Origin of the sequence: Streptomyces sp. NBC_01481, assembly GCF_026339995.1 — a bacterium.
Lineage (GTDB): Bacteria > Actinomycetota > Actinomycetes > Streptomycetales > Streptomycetaceae > Streptomyces.
Map to the genome: position 1 here is coordinate 1,551,958 of NZ_JAPEPT010000001.1, position 15,472 is coordinate 1,567,429.

The 15,472-nt window shown below is 70.7% G+C and carries 20 protein-coding genes; 19 read left to right on the forward strand and 1 reads right to left on the reverse strand.

Going from position 1 to position 15,472, the window contains the following annotated elements:
• The first annotated feature begins 46 nt into the window (after positions 1-46).
• From hisD to hisF, 8 genes are read left to right on the forward strand one after another with little or no spacing between them, the layout of a single operon-like run.
• The gene (gene hisD, locus OOK40_RS07120; protein ID WP_266477413.1) at positions 47-1,387 is read left to right on the forward strand and encodes a histidinol dehydrogenase; all 1,341 of its coding nucleotides are present in this window, start codon (positions 47-49) and stop codon (positions 1,385-1,387) included.
• On the forward strand, positions 1,384-2,490 hold the full coding sequence (locus tag OOK40_RS07125; protein ID WP_266477415.1) for a histidinol-phosphate transaminase: 1,107 nt from the start codon (positions 1,384-1,386) through the stop codon (positions 2,488-2,490). Before hisD ends, OOK40_RS07125 begins: the two co-directional genes overlap by 4 nt.
• On the forward strand, positions 2,487-3,080 hold the full coding sequence (gene hisB / locus OOK40_RS07130; protein ID WP_142216534.1) for an imidazoleglycerol-phosphate dehydratase HisB: 594 nt from the start codon (positions 2,487-2,489) through the stop codon (positions 3,078-3,080). The genes OOK40_RS07125 and hisB overlap by 4 nt, the downstream gene beginning before the upstream one ends.
• 4 nt (positions 3,081-3,084) lie before the next feature.
• Positions 3,085-3,252 (forward strand): hypothetical protein, encoded by a 168-nt coding sequence (locus OOK40_RS07135; RefSeq protein ID WP_175258652.1) that lies wholly within the window; start codon positions 3,085-3,087, stop codon positions 3,250-3,252.
• Positions 3,249-3,890: an imidazole glycerol phosphate synthase subunit HisH gene (hisH, locus tag OOK40_RS07140; RefSeq protein ID WP_266477417.1), complete on the forward strand. Its 642-nt coding sequence runs from the start codon at positions 3,249-3,251 to the stop codon at positions 3,888-3,890. The genes OOK40_RS07135 and hisH overlap by 4 nt, the downstream gene beginning before the upstream one ends.
• Positions 3,890-4,615, forward strand: a complete 726-nt coding sequence (gene priA / locus OOK40_RS07145; protein WP_266477418.1) for a bifunctional 1-(5-phosphoribosyl)-5-((5-phosphoribosylamino)methylideneamino)imidazole-4-carboxamide isomerase/phosphoribosylanthranilate isomerase PriA — start codon at positions 3,890-3,892, stop codon at positions 4,613-4,615. The genes hisH and priA overlap by 1 nt, the downstream gene beginning before the upstream one ends.
• Positions 4,612-5,010 (forward strand): RidA family protein, encoded by a 399-nt coding sequence (locus OOK40_RS07150; RefSeq protein ID WP_266477419.1) that lies wholly within the window; start codon positions 4,612-4,614, stop codon positions 5,008-5,010. The genes priA and OOK40_RS07150 overlap by 4 nt, the downstream gene beginning before the upstream one ends.
• Positions 5,007-5,762: an imidazole glycerol phosphate synthase subunit HisF gene (hisF, locus tag OOK40_RS07155; RefSeq protein ID WP_266477420.1), complete on the forward strand. Its 756-nt coding sequence runs from the start codon at positions 5,007-5,009 to the stop codon at positions 5,760-5,762. The genes OOK40_RS07150 and hisF overlap by 4 nt, the downstream gene beginning before the upstream one ends.
• A 7-nt stretch (positions 5,763-5,769) precedes the next feature.
• Here the strand turns inward: hisF and OOK40_RS07160 are convergent, their stop codons facing one another.
• On the reverse strand, positions 5,770-6,405 hold the full coding sequence (locus OOK40_RS07160) for a TIGR03085 family metal-binding protein (RefSeq protein ID WP_266477421.1): 636 nt from the start codon (positions 6,403-6,405) through the stop codon (positions 5,770-5,772).
• Positions 6,406-6,489: 84 nt separating this feature from the next.
• On the opposite strand from OOK40_RS07160, the gene hisI reads away from it, so the two are divergent.
• The 11 genes from hisI to lgt all read left to right on the forward strand — a co-directional run bounded on the left by hisI (position 6,490) and on the right by lgt (position 15,462).
• On the forward strand, positions 6,490-6,852 hold the full coding sequence (gene hisI, locus OOK40_RS07165; protein ID WP_266477423.1) for a phosphoribosyl-AMP cyclohydrolase: 363 nt from the start codon (positions 6,490-6,492) through the stop codon (positions 6,850-6,852).
• An 11-nt stretch (positions 6,853-6,863) separates the two neighbouring features.
• Positions 6,864-8,348, forward strand: a complete 1,485-nt coding sequence (locus OOK40_RS07170; RefSeq protein ID WP_266477424.1) for an anthranilate synthase component I — start codon at positions 6,864-6,866, stop codon at positions 8,346-8,348.
• A gap of 17 nt (positions 8,349-8,365) precedes the next feature.
• Positions 8,366-9,007 carry a TIGR02234 family membrane protein gene (locus OOK40_RS07175; RefSeq protein WP_266477425.1) on the forward strand — a complete coding sequence of 214 codons (642 nt, stop codon included), beginning with the start codon at positions 8,366-8,368 and terminating at the stop codon, positions 9,005-9,007.
• Positions 9,008-9,172: 165 nt separating this feature from the next.
• Entirely contained in the window at positions 9,173-9,451 is a 279-nt protein-coding gene (locus tag OOK40_RS07180; protein WP_266477426.1) for an HGxxPAAW family protein, read from the forward strand.
• Between the two features lie 94 nt (positions 9,452-9,545).
• A complete protein-coding gene (locus tag OOK40_RS07185; protein ID WP_266478984.1) occupies positions 9,546-9,986 on the forward strand; it encodes a DUF2752 domain-containing protein in 441 nt (146 codons plus the stop codon).
• 126 nt (positions 9,987-10,112) lie between these two features.
• Positions 10,113-10,922: an indole-3-glycerol phosphate synthase TrpC gene (trpC, locus tag OOK40_RS07190; protein WP_266477427.1), complete on the forward strand. Its 810-nt coding sequence runs from the start codon at positions 10,113-10,115 to the stop codon at positions 10,920-10,922.
• Between the two features lie 7 nt (positions 10,923-10,929).
• Positions 10,930-11,163, forward strand: a complete 234-nt coding sequence (gene trpM, locus OOK40_RS07195) for a tryptophan biosynthesis modulator TrpM (RefSeq protein ID WP_266477429.1) — start codon at positions 10,930-10,932, stop codon at positions 11,161-11,163.
• Positions 11,164-11,411: 248 nt separating this feature from the next.
• Positions 11,412-12,653, forward strand: a complete 1,242-nt coding sequence (trpB, locus tag OOK40_RS07200) for a tryptophan synthase subunit beta (RefSeq protein WP_266477430.1) — start codon at positions 11,412-11,414, stop codon at positions 12,651-12,653.
• Positions 12,650-13,465, forward strand: coding sequence for a tryptophan synthase subunit alpha (gene trpA, locus OOK40_RS07205; protein WP_266477432.1), 816 nt, complete (start codon positions 12,650-12,652; stop codon positions 13,463-13,465). Before trpB ends, trpA begins: the two co-directional genes overlap by 4 nt.
• Positions 13,466-13,527: 62 nt before the next feature.
• On the forward strand, positions 13,528-14,364 hold the full coding sequence (locus OOK40_RS07210) for a thioredoxin domain-containing protein (protein WP_266477433.1): 837 nt from the start codon (positions 13,528-13,530) through the stop codon (positions 14,362-14,364).
• 108 nt (positions 14,365-14,472) lie between these two features.
• On the forward strand, positions 14,473-15,462 hold the full coding sequence (gene lgt, locus OOK40_RS07215; protein ID WP_266477434.1) for a prolipoprotein diacylglyceryl transferase: 990 nt from the start codon (positions 14,473-14,475) through the stop codon (positions 15,460-15,462).
• The last annotated feature ends 10 nt before the right edge of the window (positions 15,463-15,472 follow it).

The following is a 15,472-nucleotide window of genomic DNA, read 5'->3' on the forward strand; positions in this document are numbered from 1 at the left end:
GATACGGGCGACCACCTGCCGAATCCGGTCTGAGAGAATTGGTTCCGTGATCTCACGAATCGATCTGCGCGGCGACGCCCTCCCCGAGGGGGCCGCGCTGCGTGACCTGCTGCCCCGTGCCGAGTTCGACGTGGAAGCCGCCCTGGAGAAGGTGCGGCCCATCTGCGAGGCCGTGCATCATCGGGGCACGTCGGCGCTGATCGACTACGCGGAGAAGTTCGACGGCGTGAAGCTGGAGCGGGTGCGGGTGCCCGCGGCCGCGCTGGCCGATGCCCTGGAGCGGCTGGATCCCGAGGTCAGGGCCGCCCTGGAGGAGTCGATCAGGCGCGCCAGGATCGTGCACCGCGCGCAGCGCCGGGACGCGCACACCACCCAGGTGGTCCCCGGCGGCACGGTGACCGAGAAGTGGGTCCCGGTCGAGCGCGTCGGTCTGTACGCACCCGGCGGCCGCTCGGTATACCCCTCCTCCGTGATCATGAACGCCGTGCCGGCGCAGGAGGCCGGTGTCGAGTCGATCGCGCTCGCCTCCCCGCCGCAGAAGCCCCGTTTTGAAGGAGACGCAGCCGGGGGCCTTCCGCATCCGACGATCCTCGCCGCCTGCGCGCTGCTCGGCGTCGACGAGGTGTACGCCGCGGGCGGCGCCCAGGCCGTCGCGATGTTCGCGTACGGCACCGAGGAGTGCGCCCCCACGAACATGGTGACCGGCCCCGGCAATATCTGGGTCGCCGCCGCAAAGCGGTACTTCACGGGACGTATCGGCATCGACACCGAGGCCGGGCCGACCGAGATCGCGATCCTTGCCGACGAGAGCGCCGACCCGGTGCATGTCGCCGCCGACCTGATCAGCCAGGCCGAGCACGACCCGATGGCCGCCGCCGTGCTGGTCACCGACTCCACCGAGCTCGCGGACGCGGTCGAGAAGGAGCTGGAGCCGCAGATCGCGGCCACCAAGCACGTCGAGGACCGGATCGTCCCCGCGCTGAGCGGCAGGCAGTCCGCGATCGTCCTGGTCGACGGAGTCGAGGAGGGCCTGCGGGTCGTCAACGCGTACGGCGCCGAGCACCTGGAGATCCAGACCGCCGACGCCGCCGCGGTCGCGGCGAGGGTCCGCAACGCCGGCGCGATCTTCATCGGCCCCTGGGCGCCGGTCTCGCTCGGCGACTACTGCGCCGGCTCGAACCACGTCCTGCCCACCGGCGGCTGCGCCTGCCACTCCTCCGGTCTCTCCGTCCAGTCCTTCCTGCGCGGCATCCACATCGTGGACTACACGCGAGACGCGCTCGCCGAGGTCACCCACCACGTCGTGACGCTCGCCGAGGCCGAGGACCTGCCCGCGCACGGCGCGGCCATGAAGGCAAGGTTCGGGTGGAAGGTGCCGAAGGAATGACCGGCATCGACGATCTGCCCATCAGGGACGAACTGCGCGGCAAGTCCCCTTATGGCGCGCCGCAGTTGGACGTGCCCGTACAGCTGAACACCAACGAGAACCCGTACCCGCTGCCCGAGCCGCTGGTCCGGCGTATCGCCGAGCGCGTCACCGAGGCCGCCCGCGGGCTCAACCGCTACCCCGACCGGGACGCTGTGGAGCTGCGCACCGAGCTGGCCGCGTATCTGACCCGGACCGGGGGGCACCGTGTCGGCATCGAGAACGTCTGGGCGGCCAACGGCTCCAACGAGGTCATCCAGCAATTGCTGCAGACCTTCGGCGGCCCCGGCCGTACCGCGATCGGTTTCGAGCCCTCGTACTCCATGCACGGGCTGATCTCGCGCGGCACCGGCACCGGCTGGATCTCGGGACCGCGCAACGACGACTTCACGATCGACCTCACGGCCGCCGGGAAGGCGATCGCCGAGAACCGTCCCGACGTCGTCTTCATCACCTCGCCCAACAACCCCACCGGCACGGCGGTCGATGCCGATACGGTCCTCGCGCTGTACGAGGCCGCCCAGGCGGCCAAGCCCTCGCTCGTCGTCATCGACGAGGCGTACGTCGAATTCAGCCACCGCCCCTCGCTGCTCCCGCTGATCGAGGGCAGGCCGAATCTCGTCGTCTCACGCACCATGTCCAAGGCCTTCGGCGCGGCCGGTCTGCGCCTGGGCTATCTGGCCGCACACCCCGCGGTCGTCGACGCCGTCCAGCTGGTGCGCCTGCCGTACCACCTGTCCGCCGTCACCCAGGCCACGGCGCTCGCCGCGCTGGAACACACCGATACGCTGCTCGGGTATGTCGAGCAGCTGAAGACCGAGCGGGACCGCCTGGTCGGCGAGCTGCGGGCGATCGGCTGGGAGGTCACCGAATCGGACGCCAACTTCGTCCAGTTCGGTCGCTTCGACGACGCGCACGCCGCATGGCGCAAGATCCTCGACCGGGGTGTCCTGGTCCGTGACAACTCGGTGCCCGGGTGGCTACGCGTCACCGCCGGTACCCCTGACGAGAACGACGCGTTCCTCGACGCGGTTCGTGAGCTGAAGAAGGAGTACGACGCATGAGCCGGGTTGGCCGTGTCGAACGCACCACCAAGGAGACGTCCGTCGTCGTCGAGATCGATCTCGACGGCCACGGAAAGGTCGATGTGTCGACCGGGGTCGGCTTCTACGACCACATGCTCGACCAGCTCGGCCGCCACGGCCTGTTCGACCTCACCGTGAAGACCGAGGGCGATCTGCACATCGACTCGCACCACACCATCGAGGACACCGCCCTCGCGCTGGGCGCCGCCTTCAAGCAGGCGCTCGGCGACAAGGTGGGGATTTATCGATTCGGCAACTGCACGGTGCCGCTGGACGAGTCCCTCGCCCAGGTCACCGTGGACCTGTCGGGCCGGCCGTACCTCGTGCACACCGAGCCCGAGAACATGGCGCCCATGATCGGCTCCTACGACACCACGATGACCCGGCACATCCTGGAGTCGTTCGTGGCGCAGGCGCAGATCGCCCTGCACGTCCACGTCCCGTACGGACGCAACGCCCACCACATCGTGGAGTGCCAGTTCAAGGCGCTGGCCCGAGCTCTGCGGTACGCCAGCGAGCGCGACCCGCGCGCCGCCGGCATCCTCCCCTCCACGAAGGGCGCGCTCTAACCCCATGACCGGCCTCTCCACCATCCTCATCGTCGTCGGGCTCTTCCTCGCCGGCGGTGTGTACTCCTTCTCCAAGCAGAAGATGCCCATGGGCCTGATCGTGCTCCTCGGCATCGGCTCGGTGATGTGTCTCGTCGCCGGTGTCCTGCGGATTCAGGGGATCTGGGAATGACAGCGAGCAGGAAAGTCGTCGTCTTCGACTACGGATTCGGCAATGTCCGCTCCGCCGAGCGGGCACTGGCCCGCGTCGGCGCGGGCGTCGAGATCACCCGCGATTTCGACAGGGCAATGAACGCCGACGGGCTCCTCGTGCCCGGCGTCGGCGCCTTCTCCGCCTGCATGGAGGGCCTGAAGAAGGCCCGCGGCGAGTGGATCGTCGGCCGCAGGCTCGCCGGCGGCCGGCCGGTCATGGGCATCTGCGTCGGTATGCAGATCCTCTTCGCGCGCGGAATCGAGCACGGAGTCGAGACCGAGGGCCTGGACGAGTGGCCCGGCACGGTCGGCCCGCTCAAGGCCCCGATCGTGCCCCACATGGGCTGGAACACCGTCGAGGCGGCCGCGGACAGCCAGCTCTTCGCCGGAGTCGACCCCGACGCCCGGTTCTACTTCGTGCACTCCTACGCCGTGCACGAGTGGGAACTGGAAGTCACCAACCCCGCCATCCGCGCGCCCCAGGTCACCTGGGCGACCCACGGCGAGCGCTTCGTCGCCGCCGTGGAGAACAGCGCGCTGTGGGCGACGCAGTTCCACCCCGAGAAGTCCGGCGACGCCGGCGCCCAGCTGCTGACCAACTGGATCGAGACGCTGTAATGCCGAAGCTTGAACTCCTTCCCGCAGTCGACGTCCGCGACGGCCAGGCCGTCCGCCTCGTCCATGGCGAGTCCGGTTCGGAGACCTCCTACGGCTCTCCCCTCGAAGCCGCACTCGCCTGGCAGCGCGCGGGCGCCGAGTGGCTGCATCTCGTCGACCTGGACGCCGCCTTCGGCACGGGCGACAACCGCTCGCTGATCGCCGAGGTCGCCGGAGCGATGGACATCAAGGTCGAGCTGTCCGGTGGCATCCGCGACGACGCCTCGCTGGCGGCCGCGCTCGCCACCGGCTGCACCCGGGTCAACCTGGGCACGGCCGCGCTGGAGACGCCCGAGTGGGTCGCCAAGGTCATCGCCGAGCACGGCGACAAGATCGCGGTCGGCCTGGACGTGCGCGGCACGACGCTGCGCGGCCGCGGCTGGACCCGCGACGGCGGCGATCTGTACGAGACACTCGCCCGGCTCGACTCCGAGGGCTGCGCCCGCTACGTCGTCACCGACATCGCCAAGGACGGCACCCTCCAGGGCCCCAACCTGGAGCTGCTGCGCAATGTCTGCGCGGTCACCGACAAGCCGGTCGTCGCCTCCGGCGGCGTCTCCTCGCTCGACGACCTGCGCGCTATCGCCGGCCTCGTTCCCGAGGGCGTCGAGGGCGCGATCGTCGGAAAGGCGCTGTACGCCAAGGCGTTCACCCTCGAAGAAGCCCTCGCGGCGGTGGCGGAATGACCGGCGTCGTACGCCGTGTCGCATCCGACGGCCCGTGGGAGGAAGCCTTCGGCTACTCCCGGGCCGTGGAACTGCCGAACGGCCTTGTCCTGGTGTCCGGTTGCACCTCTGTGGTCGACGGAGTGGTCCTCGACGGGTCTCCCTACGACCAGGCGATCACCGCTTTCGGTGTGGCCGTGGGCGCGCTGAGGGACCTCGGTCTCGACCGCGAGCACGTGGTGCGCACGCGGATGTACATTTCCCACGCCCGGGACGTGGAGGAGATCGGCCGCGCCCACAGGGAGCTGTTCGGCTCCGTCCGTCCCGCAGCGTCGATGCTCATCGTCTCCGGCTTCGTCGACCCCCGGCTGGTCGTCGAGGTCGAGGTCGAGGCGTACCGAGGAGGTGCCGCATGACACTCGCGGTCCGAGTCATTCCCTGCCTGGACGTGGACAACGGCCGGGTCGTCAAGGGCGTCAACTTCCAGAACCTGCGCGACGCGGGCGACCCCGTCGAGATGGCCAGGCTGTACGACGCCGAGGGCGCCGACGAACTGACCTTCCTCGACATCACCGCCTCCTCCGGCAACCGTGAGACGACGTACGACGTGGTGCGCCGCACCGCCGAGCAGGTCTTCATCCCGCTGACCGTGGGCGGCGGGGTGCGCAGCGCCGACGACGTGGACAAGCTGCTGCGCGCGGGCGCCGACAAGGTGGGCGTGAACACCGCGGCGATCGCCCGCCCCGAGCTGATCCGCGAGATCGCCGAGCGCTTCGGCCGCCAGGTCCTCGTGCTGTCGGTCGACGCGCGGCGCACGGCCCAGGGCAGCTTCGAGGTCACCACGCACGGCGGCCGCAAGGGCACCGGCATCGACGCCGTCGAATGGGCGCACCGGGCCGCCGAGTTGGGTGCGGGCGAGATCCTGCTCAACTCGATGGACGCCGACGGCACCAAGGACGGCTACGACACCGAGATGATCGCGGCGGTGCGGCGGCACGTCACGGTCCCGGTCATCGCGAGCGGCGGCGCGGGCAGCCTGGCGGACTTCCCGCCGGCGATCGCGGCGGGCGCGGACGCGGTCCTCGCGGCCTCGGTCTTCCACTTCGGCGATCTGCGGATATCCCAGGTCAAGGACACCCTGCGAGAGGCCGGTCACCCCGTCCGCTGAGCCGTGTCTACATCCCGAACGGCTTGATCTCGTGCAGCCGCGCGATCGCGTCCTTGTCGCCCTCCAGCTCCACCCGCGCCACGTCCTGCCGCCCGAACGCGAACAGCGTCAGCTCGCTGGGTTCCCCGGTCACCGTCACCACCGGGGTGCCCCGCTGGGCGACCGCCGTCTGCCCGTCCGCCCGGCGCAGCACCAGGCCGACCGGCGACCTGCGGCCCAGCAGCCGGGCACCCTTCTCCAGCCGGGACCACAGGGCGTTCTCGAAGACCTGGTCCAGCTGGCGCGGCGTCCAGTCCTCCTGCGCTCGCCGTACGTCCTCGGTGTGGACGAAGAACTCGACGGTGTTCGCCGCCTCGTCCAGCTGTTTGATGCCGTACGGGGACATCCGCGGCGGTCCCGTACGGATGAGCTGGATCAGCTCCTCGTACGGCTTCGCGGCGAATTCCGCCTGCACCCGTTCGAGGCGCGGCTTGAGCGCGCCGATCAGGATCCCGCCCGCGGCGTCCGCCCGCCGCTCACGCACCACCACATGGGCGGCCAGATCCCTGGCCGTCCAGCCCTCGCACAGGGTCGGGGCCTCGGGGCCCGCCGATTCCAACAGGTCGGCGAGCAGAAGTCGTTCACGCTTCGCATGGGTCGACATGTCCGCCAGCGTACGGCGGCGGTGATGGGTCCGCCCAGTGGACGCACCGCCCGTCGTACCCGCGTGGCACGGCACAATGGCCGTATGACCAGCAGTGTCCCCGCAAGCTCCCTCGATCCCGCCGTCGCCGCCCGCCTCAAGCGCGGCACCGACGGCCTGGTTCCGGCCATCGCCCAGCAGTACGACACCGGTGAGGTGCTGATGCTCGGCTGGATGGACGACGAGGCGCTGCATCGCACCCTGACCACCGGCCGCTGCACCTACTGGTCCCGCAGCCGCCAGGAGTACTGGGTCAAGGGCGACACCTCCGGCCATGTCCAGCACGTCAAGTCCGTCGCCCTCGACTGCGACGCCGACACGATCCTCGTCAAGGTCGACCAGGTGGGCGCGGCCTGCCACACCGGGGCCCGTACGTGCTTCGACACCGACGTTCTCCTGGACAAGTAGGGTCGGGCGCCATGGATCTCGAGACCTTCCGCAAGCTGGCCGCCGACCGCCGTGTCATCCCCGTCAGCCGCCGCCTCCTCGCGGACGGCGACACTCCGGTCGGGCTCTACCGCAAGCTCGCCGCCGAGCGGACCGGGACCTTCCTCCTCGAATCCGCCGAGAACGGCCGCTCCTGGTCGCGCTACTCCTTCATCGGCGTACGCTCCGCCGCGACCCTCACCGAACGCGAGGGCTCGACCCACTGGCTCGGCACCCCGCCGGTGGGCGTCCCCGTCGACGGCGACCCGCTGCAGGCCCTGCGCACCACCGTCGAGACGCTGCACACCCCGCGCGACCTCGCGTCCGGCATGCCGCCCTTCACCGGCGGCATGGTCGGCTATCTCGGCTACGACGTCGTCCGCAGGCTGGAGAAGATCGGCCCCGGCGAGCGCGACGACCTGAAGCTCCCCGAGCTGACCATGCTGCTCACCTCGGACCTCGCCGTACTCGACCACTGGGACGGCACCGTCCTGCTGATCGCCAACGCGATCAACCACAACGACCTCGACACCGGCGTCGACGAGGCGTACGCGGACGCCGTCGCCCGCCTCGACGCCATGGAGGACGACCTCGCCCGGCCGCTCGCCTCCGCGCCCGCCGAGCTGCCGCCCTCCGAACTGCCAGAGTTCACCGTGCCGTGGGGCGGCAAGGACTACCAGCACGCCGTCGAGGACATCAAGGAGCGCATCCGGGCCGGCGAGGCCTTCCAGGTCGTGCCCTCCCAGCGCTTCGAAACCCCGTGCGGCGCAAGCGCGCTGGACGTCTACCGGGTCCTGCGGGCCACCAACCCCAGCCCGTACATGTACCTCTTCCGCTTCGACGGCTTCGACGTCGTCGGCTCCAGCCCCGAGGCCCTGGTCAAGGTCGAGGATGGGCACGCCATGGTCCACCCGATCGCCGGGACCCGGCCGCGCGGTACGACCCCGCAGGAGGACCAGGAACTGGCCGACGAGCTGATGGCCGACCCCAAGGAACGCGCCGAGCACCTGATGCTCGTCGACCTCGGCCGCAACGACCTGGGCCGGGTCTGCGAGCCCGGCAGCGTCGAGGTCGTCGACTTCATGACGATCGAGCGGTACTCCCACGTCATGCACATCGTCTCGACCGTGACGGGCCGGGTCGCCGAAGGCCGTACCGCCTTCGACGTGCTCACCGCCTGCTTCCCCGCGGGCACGCTCTCCGGCGCCCCCAAGCCCCGCGCGATGCAGATCATCGACGAGCTGGAGCCCTCGCGCCGCGGACTGTACGGCGGCTGCGTCGGCTATCTCGACTTCGCGGGCGACTCCGACACCGCGATCGCCATCCGCACCGCGCTGTTGCGCGACGGCACGGCATTCGTGCAGGCCGGAGCCGGTGTCGTCGCCGACTCGGATCCGGTGGGCGAGGACACCGAGTGCCGCAACAAGGCGGCCGCGGTACTCCGCGCCGTCCATACGGCGAACCGCCTCACCAGGTGAACGGGCGGTAAGGGATAGTGGGGTATGTGAGTGCTGTACCCGTACCCCAGCCCCGCGCCGCAGCCACATCCGCCGCCGACAGCAGCCGGCGCAGCCTCGCCGTGGCCCTGCTCCTCGGCGCCGTCGGCGCCACCGTCGTGCTGCTCTCCTCCGGCCGGATCTGGGCCGAGGGCCGCGCCGCCGTCGGCGGCGGCACCCTGCCGCTCAACGCCGAAGGCAGCGATGTCACCGGCGTCCCGACAGCCCTCGCCATCGTCGGCCTGGCCGCCCTCGTGGCCGTCTTCGCGGTCCGCCGCGCCGGCCGGCTGCTGGTCGCCGCCCTGCTCGCCCTCAGCGGCGCGGGCGCGGCGCTCGCCTCCTTCCTCGGGGCCTCCGACAGCGCGGCCCTCGACGAGAAGGCGGCGAGGACGACCGGTGACACGGCTGCCACGGTCGACGCCCTCACCCACACCGCCTGGCCCTATGTGACCGTGGCGGGCAGCCTGCTGATCCTGCTCGCGGGCCTGCTCGCGCTGCGGTACGGCAAGCAGTGGCCGGCCATGTCGGGCCGCTACGAGCGCGACGGCACCCCCCGGGCCCGCAAGGCCGCGGTCGTGGACCCGGACCGTCCCGAGGATCTGTGGAAGGCCCTGGACCGTGGCGAGGACCCGACGCGCTAGGTTCTGTCCGGTCGATCGGGCGCAACCCGGCAAGATCGGCCGGACAGGGCCTAAGCGTGAGCCACCCCACGTCATCGCATGCCGTGGCGTACGGGACAATGAGAGACGAGCTTCGGCTCACCACAGCGCAATCACCCCAGAGCATCTGCAACGAGGAGCAAACTCATGGCGGGCAGCAGCCACGGACACACCCCGGCCGCCTGGACCGGTGTCACCATCGCCTGCATCGGTTTCTGCATCGCAGGCGTCTTCATGGTGGCGGCCAACCCGGTCGGCTTCTGGGGCGGCATCGCCGTCGTCTTCCTCGGCGGCATCGTCGGTGGCGCCATGAAGGCCGCGGGCCTGGGCATGCCGAAGGAGACCGAGGCGCAGGTGCGGGCCAGGACGCAAACGGCCACGGTCACGGCCACCGCGCAGCCTGCCACCGCGCAGACCTCCGCCTGAGACCGGCACACCACAGCTGAACGAGGTAGGCGCAGCCCGGCACAGCCGGGCTGCGCCTACCCGTACGAACGGGCAGAATCACGGGGTGGACGCCATGCCTTCCTCGCCCTTCTCCGCCGGACCCGCACCCGGCCCGGCCCCGCTCGCGCGGCGCCTTGCCACGCCCCTGGCCACCCTCGCCGGGGTCGCCGCGGCCTTCGCGTACGTCGGCACGGTCGATCCCAACGAAGCGGGCCACTACCCGGTCTGCCCACTGCTGCGCCTCACCGGCATCTACTGCCCCGGCTGCGGCGGGCTCCGCAGCGCGCACGCCTTCATCCACGGCGATCTGACCGGCGCTCTCGGCTCCAACGCCATGGCCGTCGCGGGTTACGGGGTCTTCGCCGTGGTGTGGGTGATCTGGCTGATTCGCGCCGTACGCGGCGAGCGCATGCGGATCGCCGTCTCTCCCGTCTGGTGGTGGACGCTCGGCGGTGTACTGCTGGTCTTCAGCGTGGTCCGGAACCTTCCATTCGGCTCCGCCCTCGCTCCCTGATCGCGCACCGAAGTCCCAGGTAGTGGGACAGACGTCAACCGGATGCGAGCCCGGAGCCGTGCTGCGGATACCATCGAGATGGCTGATCCTGAACCATCATCACCGTCCCGGAAGGGGGCCGCTCGCGTGAGTGTGCTCGACGAGATCATCGAAGGCGTGCGCGCGGACCTCGCAGAGCGGCAGGCGCGCGTGAGCCTCGACGAGCTCAAGGAGCGCGCCGCCAAGGCTCCTGCAGCCAAGGACGGCGTCGCCGCGCTGCGCGGCGAGGGCGTCCATGTGATCTGCGAGGTCAAGCGCTCCAGCCCGTCGAAGGGCGCGCTCGCCGCGATCGCCGACCCGGCCGGACTCGCCGCCGACTACGAGGCGGGCGGCGCGGCCATCATCTCCGTACTGACCGAGCAGCGCCGCTTCGGAGGATCCCTCGCGGACCTCGAAGCGGTCCGCGCCAAGGTCGACATCCCCTTGCTGCGCAAGGACTTCATCGTCACGGCGTACCAGCTGTGGGAGGCCAGGGCGTACGGCGCCGACCTCGTGCTGCTGATCGTCGCCGCGCTGGAGCAGGAGGCCCTGGTCTCGCTGATCGAGCGGGCAGAGTCCATCGGGCTCACCCCGCTGGTCGAGGTCCACGACGAGGACGAGGTCGAGCGCGCGGTCGAGGCCGGAGCGAAGATCATCGGTGTCAACGCCCGCGATCTGAAGACGCTCCAGGTCGACCGCTCCACCTTCGAGCGGGTCGCCCCCGAGATCCCGGCACACATCGTCAAGATCGCCGAGTCCGGTGTGCGCGGTCCGCACGACCTGATCGCCTACGCCAACGCCGGCGCCGACGCCGTTCTCGTCGGTGAGTCCCTGGTCACCGGCCGTGACCCCAAGTCGGCGGTCGCCGACCTGGTCGCCGCCGGAGCCCACCCCGCCCTGCGGCACGGGCGGAGCTGACCCAGCGATGACCGTCCGCCGCGCCTGCCGACCGACCACCCCGGGCCGCCGCCCGGGGCTGGTCGGCGCGCGCGCCGGACTGCCCGCGCGCGACCCGCACGCGCCGCTCGCCCGGGGCTGCAAGCCGCGCGGCTGCCGTGCGCCTGCCCGCCGGGTGCACGGCCGCCGGGTGCGGTACGTCATCGGCTCGGAGCCGGGCCAGGTCAACGGCATGCGATGGCGCGGGGCCTGCGCGCGCTAGGCGGTTTTCCCCACCCCGCCCTTTCCCGAACCGGGGCTTCGCCCCAGACCCCGTATGCGACCTTCGGCCGCATGTCCTCAATCGCCGGACGGGCTGAACTTCAGCCCCTTGGGGGTCCCCCCGGACGAAGTCTGGGGGAGTTTGAGGAGCGGGGTCCGGGGCGGAGCGTCACCCCGGACGCGCGCGCATACCGTGTCCCTGCACACCAGACTTCTGGGGCATCAGCCCTGACAAGGAGCATGTCGCACATGTCCAGCGACTTCTTCATCCCGGACCCGGAGGGTCACGTCCCAAGCCCCGAGGGCTACTTCGGCGCCTTCGGCGGCAAGTTCATCCCCGAGGCCCTCGTCGCCGCCGTCGACGAGGTCGCCGTCGAGTACGACAAGGCCAAGGCCGACCCCGCCTTCGCCGCCGAGCTCAACGACCTGATGGTCAACTACACGGGCCGCCCCAGCGCGCTGACCGAGGTGCCCCGGTTCGCCGAGCACGCCGGTGGCGCCCGGGTCTTCCTCAAGCGGGAAGACCTCAACCACACCGGCTCGCACAAGATCAACAACGTGCTGGGCCAGGCGCTGCTCACCAAGCGGATGGGCAAGACCCGCGTCATCGCCGAGACCGGCGCGGGCCAGCACGGCGTCGCCACCGCGACCGCCTGCGCCCTCTTCGGCCTCGAGTGCACGATCTACATGGGCGAGATCGACACCCAGCGCCAGGCCCTGAACGTGGCCCGGATGCGGATGCTCGGCGCCGAGGTCATCCCCGTGACCTCGGGCAGCAGGACCCTGAAGGACGCCATCAACGAGGCGTTCCGCGACTGGGTCGCCAATGTGGACCGTACGCACTACCTCTTCGGCACGGTCGCCGGACCGCACCCCTTCCCCGCGATGGTCCGCGACTTCCACCGCGTCATCGGCGTGGAGGCCCGCCGCCAGATCCTTCAGCGGGCGGGACGCCTGCCGGACGCGGCCGTCGCCTGTGTCGGCGGCGGATCGAACGCGATCGGCCTGTTCCACGCCTTCCTCCCCGACGCGGATGTCCGTCTCGTCGGCTGCGAGCCCGCGGGCCATGGCATCGAGTCGGGGGAGCACGCGGCCACCCTGACCGCGGGCGAGCCGGGCATCCTGCACGGCTCAAGGTCGTACGTCCTGCAGGACGAGGAGGGCCAGATCACCGAGCCGTACTCGATCTCGGCCGGACTCGACTACCCGGGCATCGGCCCCGAGCACTCCTACCTCAAGGACAGCGGGCGCGCCGAGTACCGCGCGGTGACCGACGACGAGGCCATGCAGTCGCTGCGGCTGCTGTCGCGCACCGAGGGCATCATCCCGGCGATCGAGTCGGCGCACGCGCTGGCCGGAGCGCTGGACCTCGGCAAGGAGCTGGGCAGGGACGGGCTGATCCTGGTCAATCTGTCCGGGCGCGGCGACAAGGACATGGACACCGCCGCCCGTTACTTCGGGCTGTACGACGGCGAGGGGGACGCGAAGTGAGCGGCAACATCGAGCTGTTGAGCGACACCCTGGCGCAGGCCAGGAACGAGAACCGGGCCGCGCTGATCGCGTACCTCCCGGCCGGCTTCCCGACCGTCGACGGCGGGATCGCGGCGGTCAAGGCCGCCCTCGACGGCGGCGCGGACATCGTCGAGGTCGGGCTGCCGCACAGCGACCCCGTCCTCGACGGCCCCGTCATCCAGACCGCCGACGACATCGCCCTGCGTGGCGGAGTCAAGATCGCCGATGTGATGCGTACGGTCCGCGAGGCGTACGAGGCCACCGGGAAGCCGGTCCTCGTCATGACGTACTGGAATCCGATCGACCGGTACGGCATCGAGCGTTTCACCACCGAGCTCGCCGAGGCGGGCGGCGCGGGCTGCATCCTGCCCGACCTGCCGGTCGAGGAGTCCGTTGTGTGGCGGGAGCACGCCGAGAAGCACGGCCTCGCCACGGTCTTCGTCGTCGCGCCCAGCAGCCAGGACGCCCGGCTCGCGAAGATCACGGCGGCCGGTTCCGGCTTTGTGTACGCGGCCTCGCTGATGGGCGTCACCGGCACCCGCGAGTCCGTGGGCGCACAGGCTCAGGACCTGGTGCGGCGCACCCGCGCCACCACCGAGCTGCCGGTCTGCGTGGGCCTCGGGGTCTCCAACCCCGAGCAGGCAGCCGAGGTCGCCTCCTTCGCCGACGGCGTCATCGTCGGGTCCGCCTTCGTCAAGCGGCTCCTTGATGCACCGGACGACGCCGAGGGCCTGGTCGCGGTACGGGAACTGGCTGCCGAGCTCGCCAAGGGCGTGCGCAGGGGCGCGTAGCTCGTACGAGTGGATCTGGGACCGGGGAGGCGTACAGCGCCTCCCCGGTTCGTTTGCGGGATGTGAGCGAGAAGAACCATGAACGGAAGCGGACCGCGCGAGAGCGGATCCAGCAGGAACGCGAGCAGGAGAAGGCGCGCGAGAAGCGCCGGCGGCTGCTGATCGTCTCGGCCGCGGTGGTGGGCGTCCTCGGCCTCGCCGCCGTGATCGGGGTGATCGCGGCCAATGCCGGGAAGAAGGACGGCGGCTCCGACGCCGGTCCGGCGCAGGCGCCCGCGGGCGTGCAGGGCAAGGACCAGCTCGCCATCCCGGTGGGCGCGAGCGATGCCCCCTCGACGCTCACGGTGTGGGAGGACTTCCGCTGCCCGGTCTGCGCCCAGTTGGAGAACGCCTTCCGGGACACGATCCACGAGCTGGAGGCGACAGGCCAGGTCAAGGTCGAGTACCACCTCGCGACCATCATCGACGGGAACCTGGGCGGCAGCGGCTCGCTGCGTGCCGGGAACGCCGCGGCCTGCGCCCAGGACGTCGGCAAGTTCGACGCGTACCACGACGTCCTCTACCAGAACCAGCCGCCCGAGACGGAGGACCGCTTCGGCGAGAACAGCAGGCTGATCGAGCTCGCCGGCAAGGTCGAGGGCCTCGACACCCCCGCTTTCCGCTCCTGCGTGGAGGACGGCACGCACGACACCTGGGTTGAGAAGTCGGCCACCGCGTTCAGGAACGGCGGCTTCAGCGGCACGCCGACCGTGCTGCTCAACGGGGAGAAGGTCTTCCCGGACAAGGGCGGCGAGCGGATCTCCCCGGCCAGCCTGAAGAAGTGGGTCGCCGAGGCGAACAAGGGCAAGAAGCCGGGCACCCAGCGGTCCACACCGACCCCGAGCGCTCCCGCCTCCTGACTGTTCGCGGCCCCCAGGGTCTGCCGCGACAGGGGCGGGGCTCGTTATCCAGACGTTGCCGGGTGGGTTGCCGTACGTCCCACCCGGCAGGGTAGCGTCGGTCCTGCCATGGAACTTGCCTACATTCCCAGCCCGTCGACCGGAGTGATCCATCTCGGACCGCTCCCGCTGCGCGGCTACGCGTTCTGCATCATCATCGGCGTCTTCGTGGCCGTCTGGTACGGCAACAAGCGCTGGGTCGCCCGGGGCGGCAAAGCCGGCACCGTGGCCGACATCGCCGTCTGGGCGGTGCCCTTCGGTCTCGTCGGCGGTCGGCTCTACCACGTGATCACCGACTACCAGCTGTACTTCAGCGAGGGTGAGAACTGGGTCGACGCCTTCAAGATCTGGGAGGGCGGCCTCGGCATCTGGGGCGGGATCGCCCTGGGCGCGGTCGGTGCCTGGATCGGCTGCCGCCGCCGCGGGATCCCCCTCCCGGCCTGGGCGGACGCCCTCGCACCCGCCGTCGCGTTCGCGCAGGCGATCGGCCGCTGGGGCAACTGGTTCAACCAGGAGCTGTACGGCAAGAAGACCGACCTGCCCTGGGCCCTCAAGATCACCGAGGGAACGAACCGCGAGGCGGGCCTGTACCACCCGACCTTCCTGTACGAGTCGCTGTGGTGCATCGGCGTCGCGCTGCTGGTCATCCGGGCCGACCGCCGCTTCAAGCTGGGACACGGCCGGGCGTTCGCGCTGTACGTCGCGTCGTACTGCGTGGGCCGGGCCTGGATCGAGTACATGCGCGTCGACGAGGCGCACCACGTGCTGGGACTGCGCCTCAATGTGTGGACATCGATCGTCGTCTTCGTGCTGGCGGTGACGTACATCGTGATCTCGGCGAGGGTGCGGCCGGGGCGCGAGGAGGTCGTCGAGCCGGAGAGGTCCGCGAAGACCGCTCCTGTCGCCGCTGATGACGCTCCGGGTGACGACGCTCCCGCCGATGTCGCTGCGGACGGCGTCGCTGGGGACGCCGACCCTGCGGACGGTGACGAGAAGGCCGAGCCGGACGTGGACGCCGACGCGGCTTCCGCCGACGAGGAGTCGGCCAAGAAGGGCTGACCGCGGGAAA

Excerpts from the sequence above, each read along its gene's own strand:
- OOK40_RS07125 (WP_266477415.1), top strand. The coding sequence starts at position 1,384 with ATGACCGGCATCGACGATCTGCCCATCAGGGACGAACTGCGCGGCAAG.
- hisB (WP_142216534.1), top strand. The coding sequence starts at position 2,487 with ATGAGCCGGGTTGGCCGTGTCGAACGCACCACCAAGGAGACGTCCGTC.
- OOK40_RS07135 (WP_175258652.1), top strand. The coding sequence starts at position 3,085 with ATGACCGGCCTCTCCACCATCCTCATCGTCGTCGGGCTCTTCCTCGCC.
- hisH (WP_266477417.1), top strand. The coding sequence starts at position 3,249 with ATGACAGCGAGCAGGAAAGTCGTCGTCTTCGACTACGGATTCGGCAAT.
- priA (WP_266477418.1), top strand. The coding sequence starts at position 3,890 with ATGCCGAAGCTTGAACTCCTTCCCGCAGTCGACGTCCGCGACGGCCAG.
- OOK40_RS07150 (WP_266477419.1), top strand. The coding sequence starts at position 4,612 with ATGACCGGCGTCGTACGCCGTGTCGCATCCGACGGCCCGTGGGAGGAA.
- hisF (WP_266477420.1), top strand. The coding sequence starts at position 5,007 with ATGACACTCGCGGTCCGAGTCATTCCCTGCCTGGACGTGGACAACGGC.
- OOK40_RS07160 (WP_266477421.1), bottom strand. The coding sequence starts at position 6,405 with ATGTCGACCCATGCGAAGCGTGAACGACTTCTGCTCGCCGACCTGTTG.
- hisI (WP_266477423.1), top strand. The coding sequence starts at position 6,490 with ATGACCAGCAGTGTCCCCGCAAGCTCCCTCGATCCCGCCGTCGCCGCC.
- OOK40_RS07170 (WP_266477424.1), top strand. The coding sequence starts at position 6,864 with ATGGATCTCGAGACCTTCCGCAAGCTGGCCGCCGACCGCCGTGTCATC.
- OOK40_RS07180 (WP_266477426.1), top strand. The coding sequence starts at position 9,173 with ATGGCGGGCAGCAGCCACGGACACACCCCGGCCGCCTGGACCGGTGTC.
- OOK40_RS07185 (WP_266478984.1), top strand. The coding sequence starts at position 9,546 with ATGCCTTCCTCGCCCTTCTCCGCCGGACCCGCACCCGGCCCGGCCCCG.
- trpM (WP_266477429.1), top strand. The coding sequence starts at position 10,930 with ATGACCGTCCGCCGCGCCTGCCGACCGACCACCCCGGGCCGCCGCCCG.
- trpB (WP_266477430.1), top strand. The coding sequence starts at position 11,412 with ATGTCCAGCGACTTCTTCATCCCGGACCCGGAGGGTCACGTCCCAAGC.
- lgt (WP_266477434.1), top strand. The coding sequence starts at position 14,473 with ATGGAACTTGCCTACATTCCCAGCCCGTCGACCGGAGTGATCCATCTC.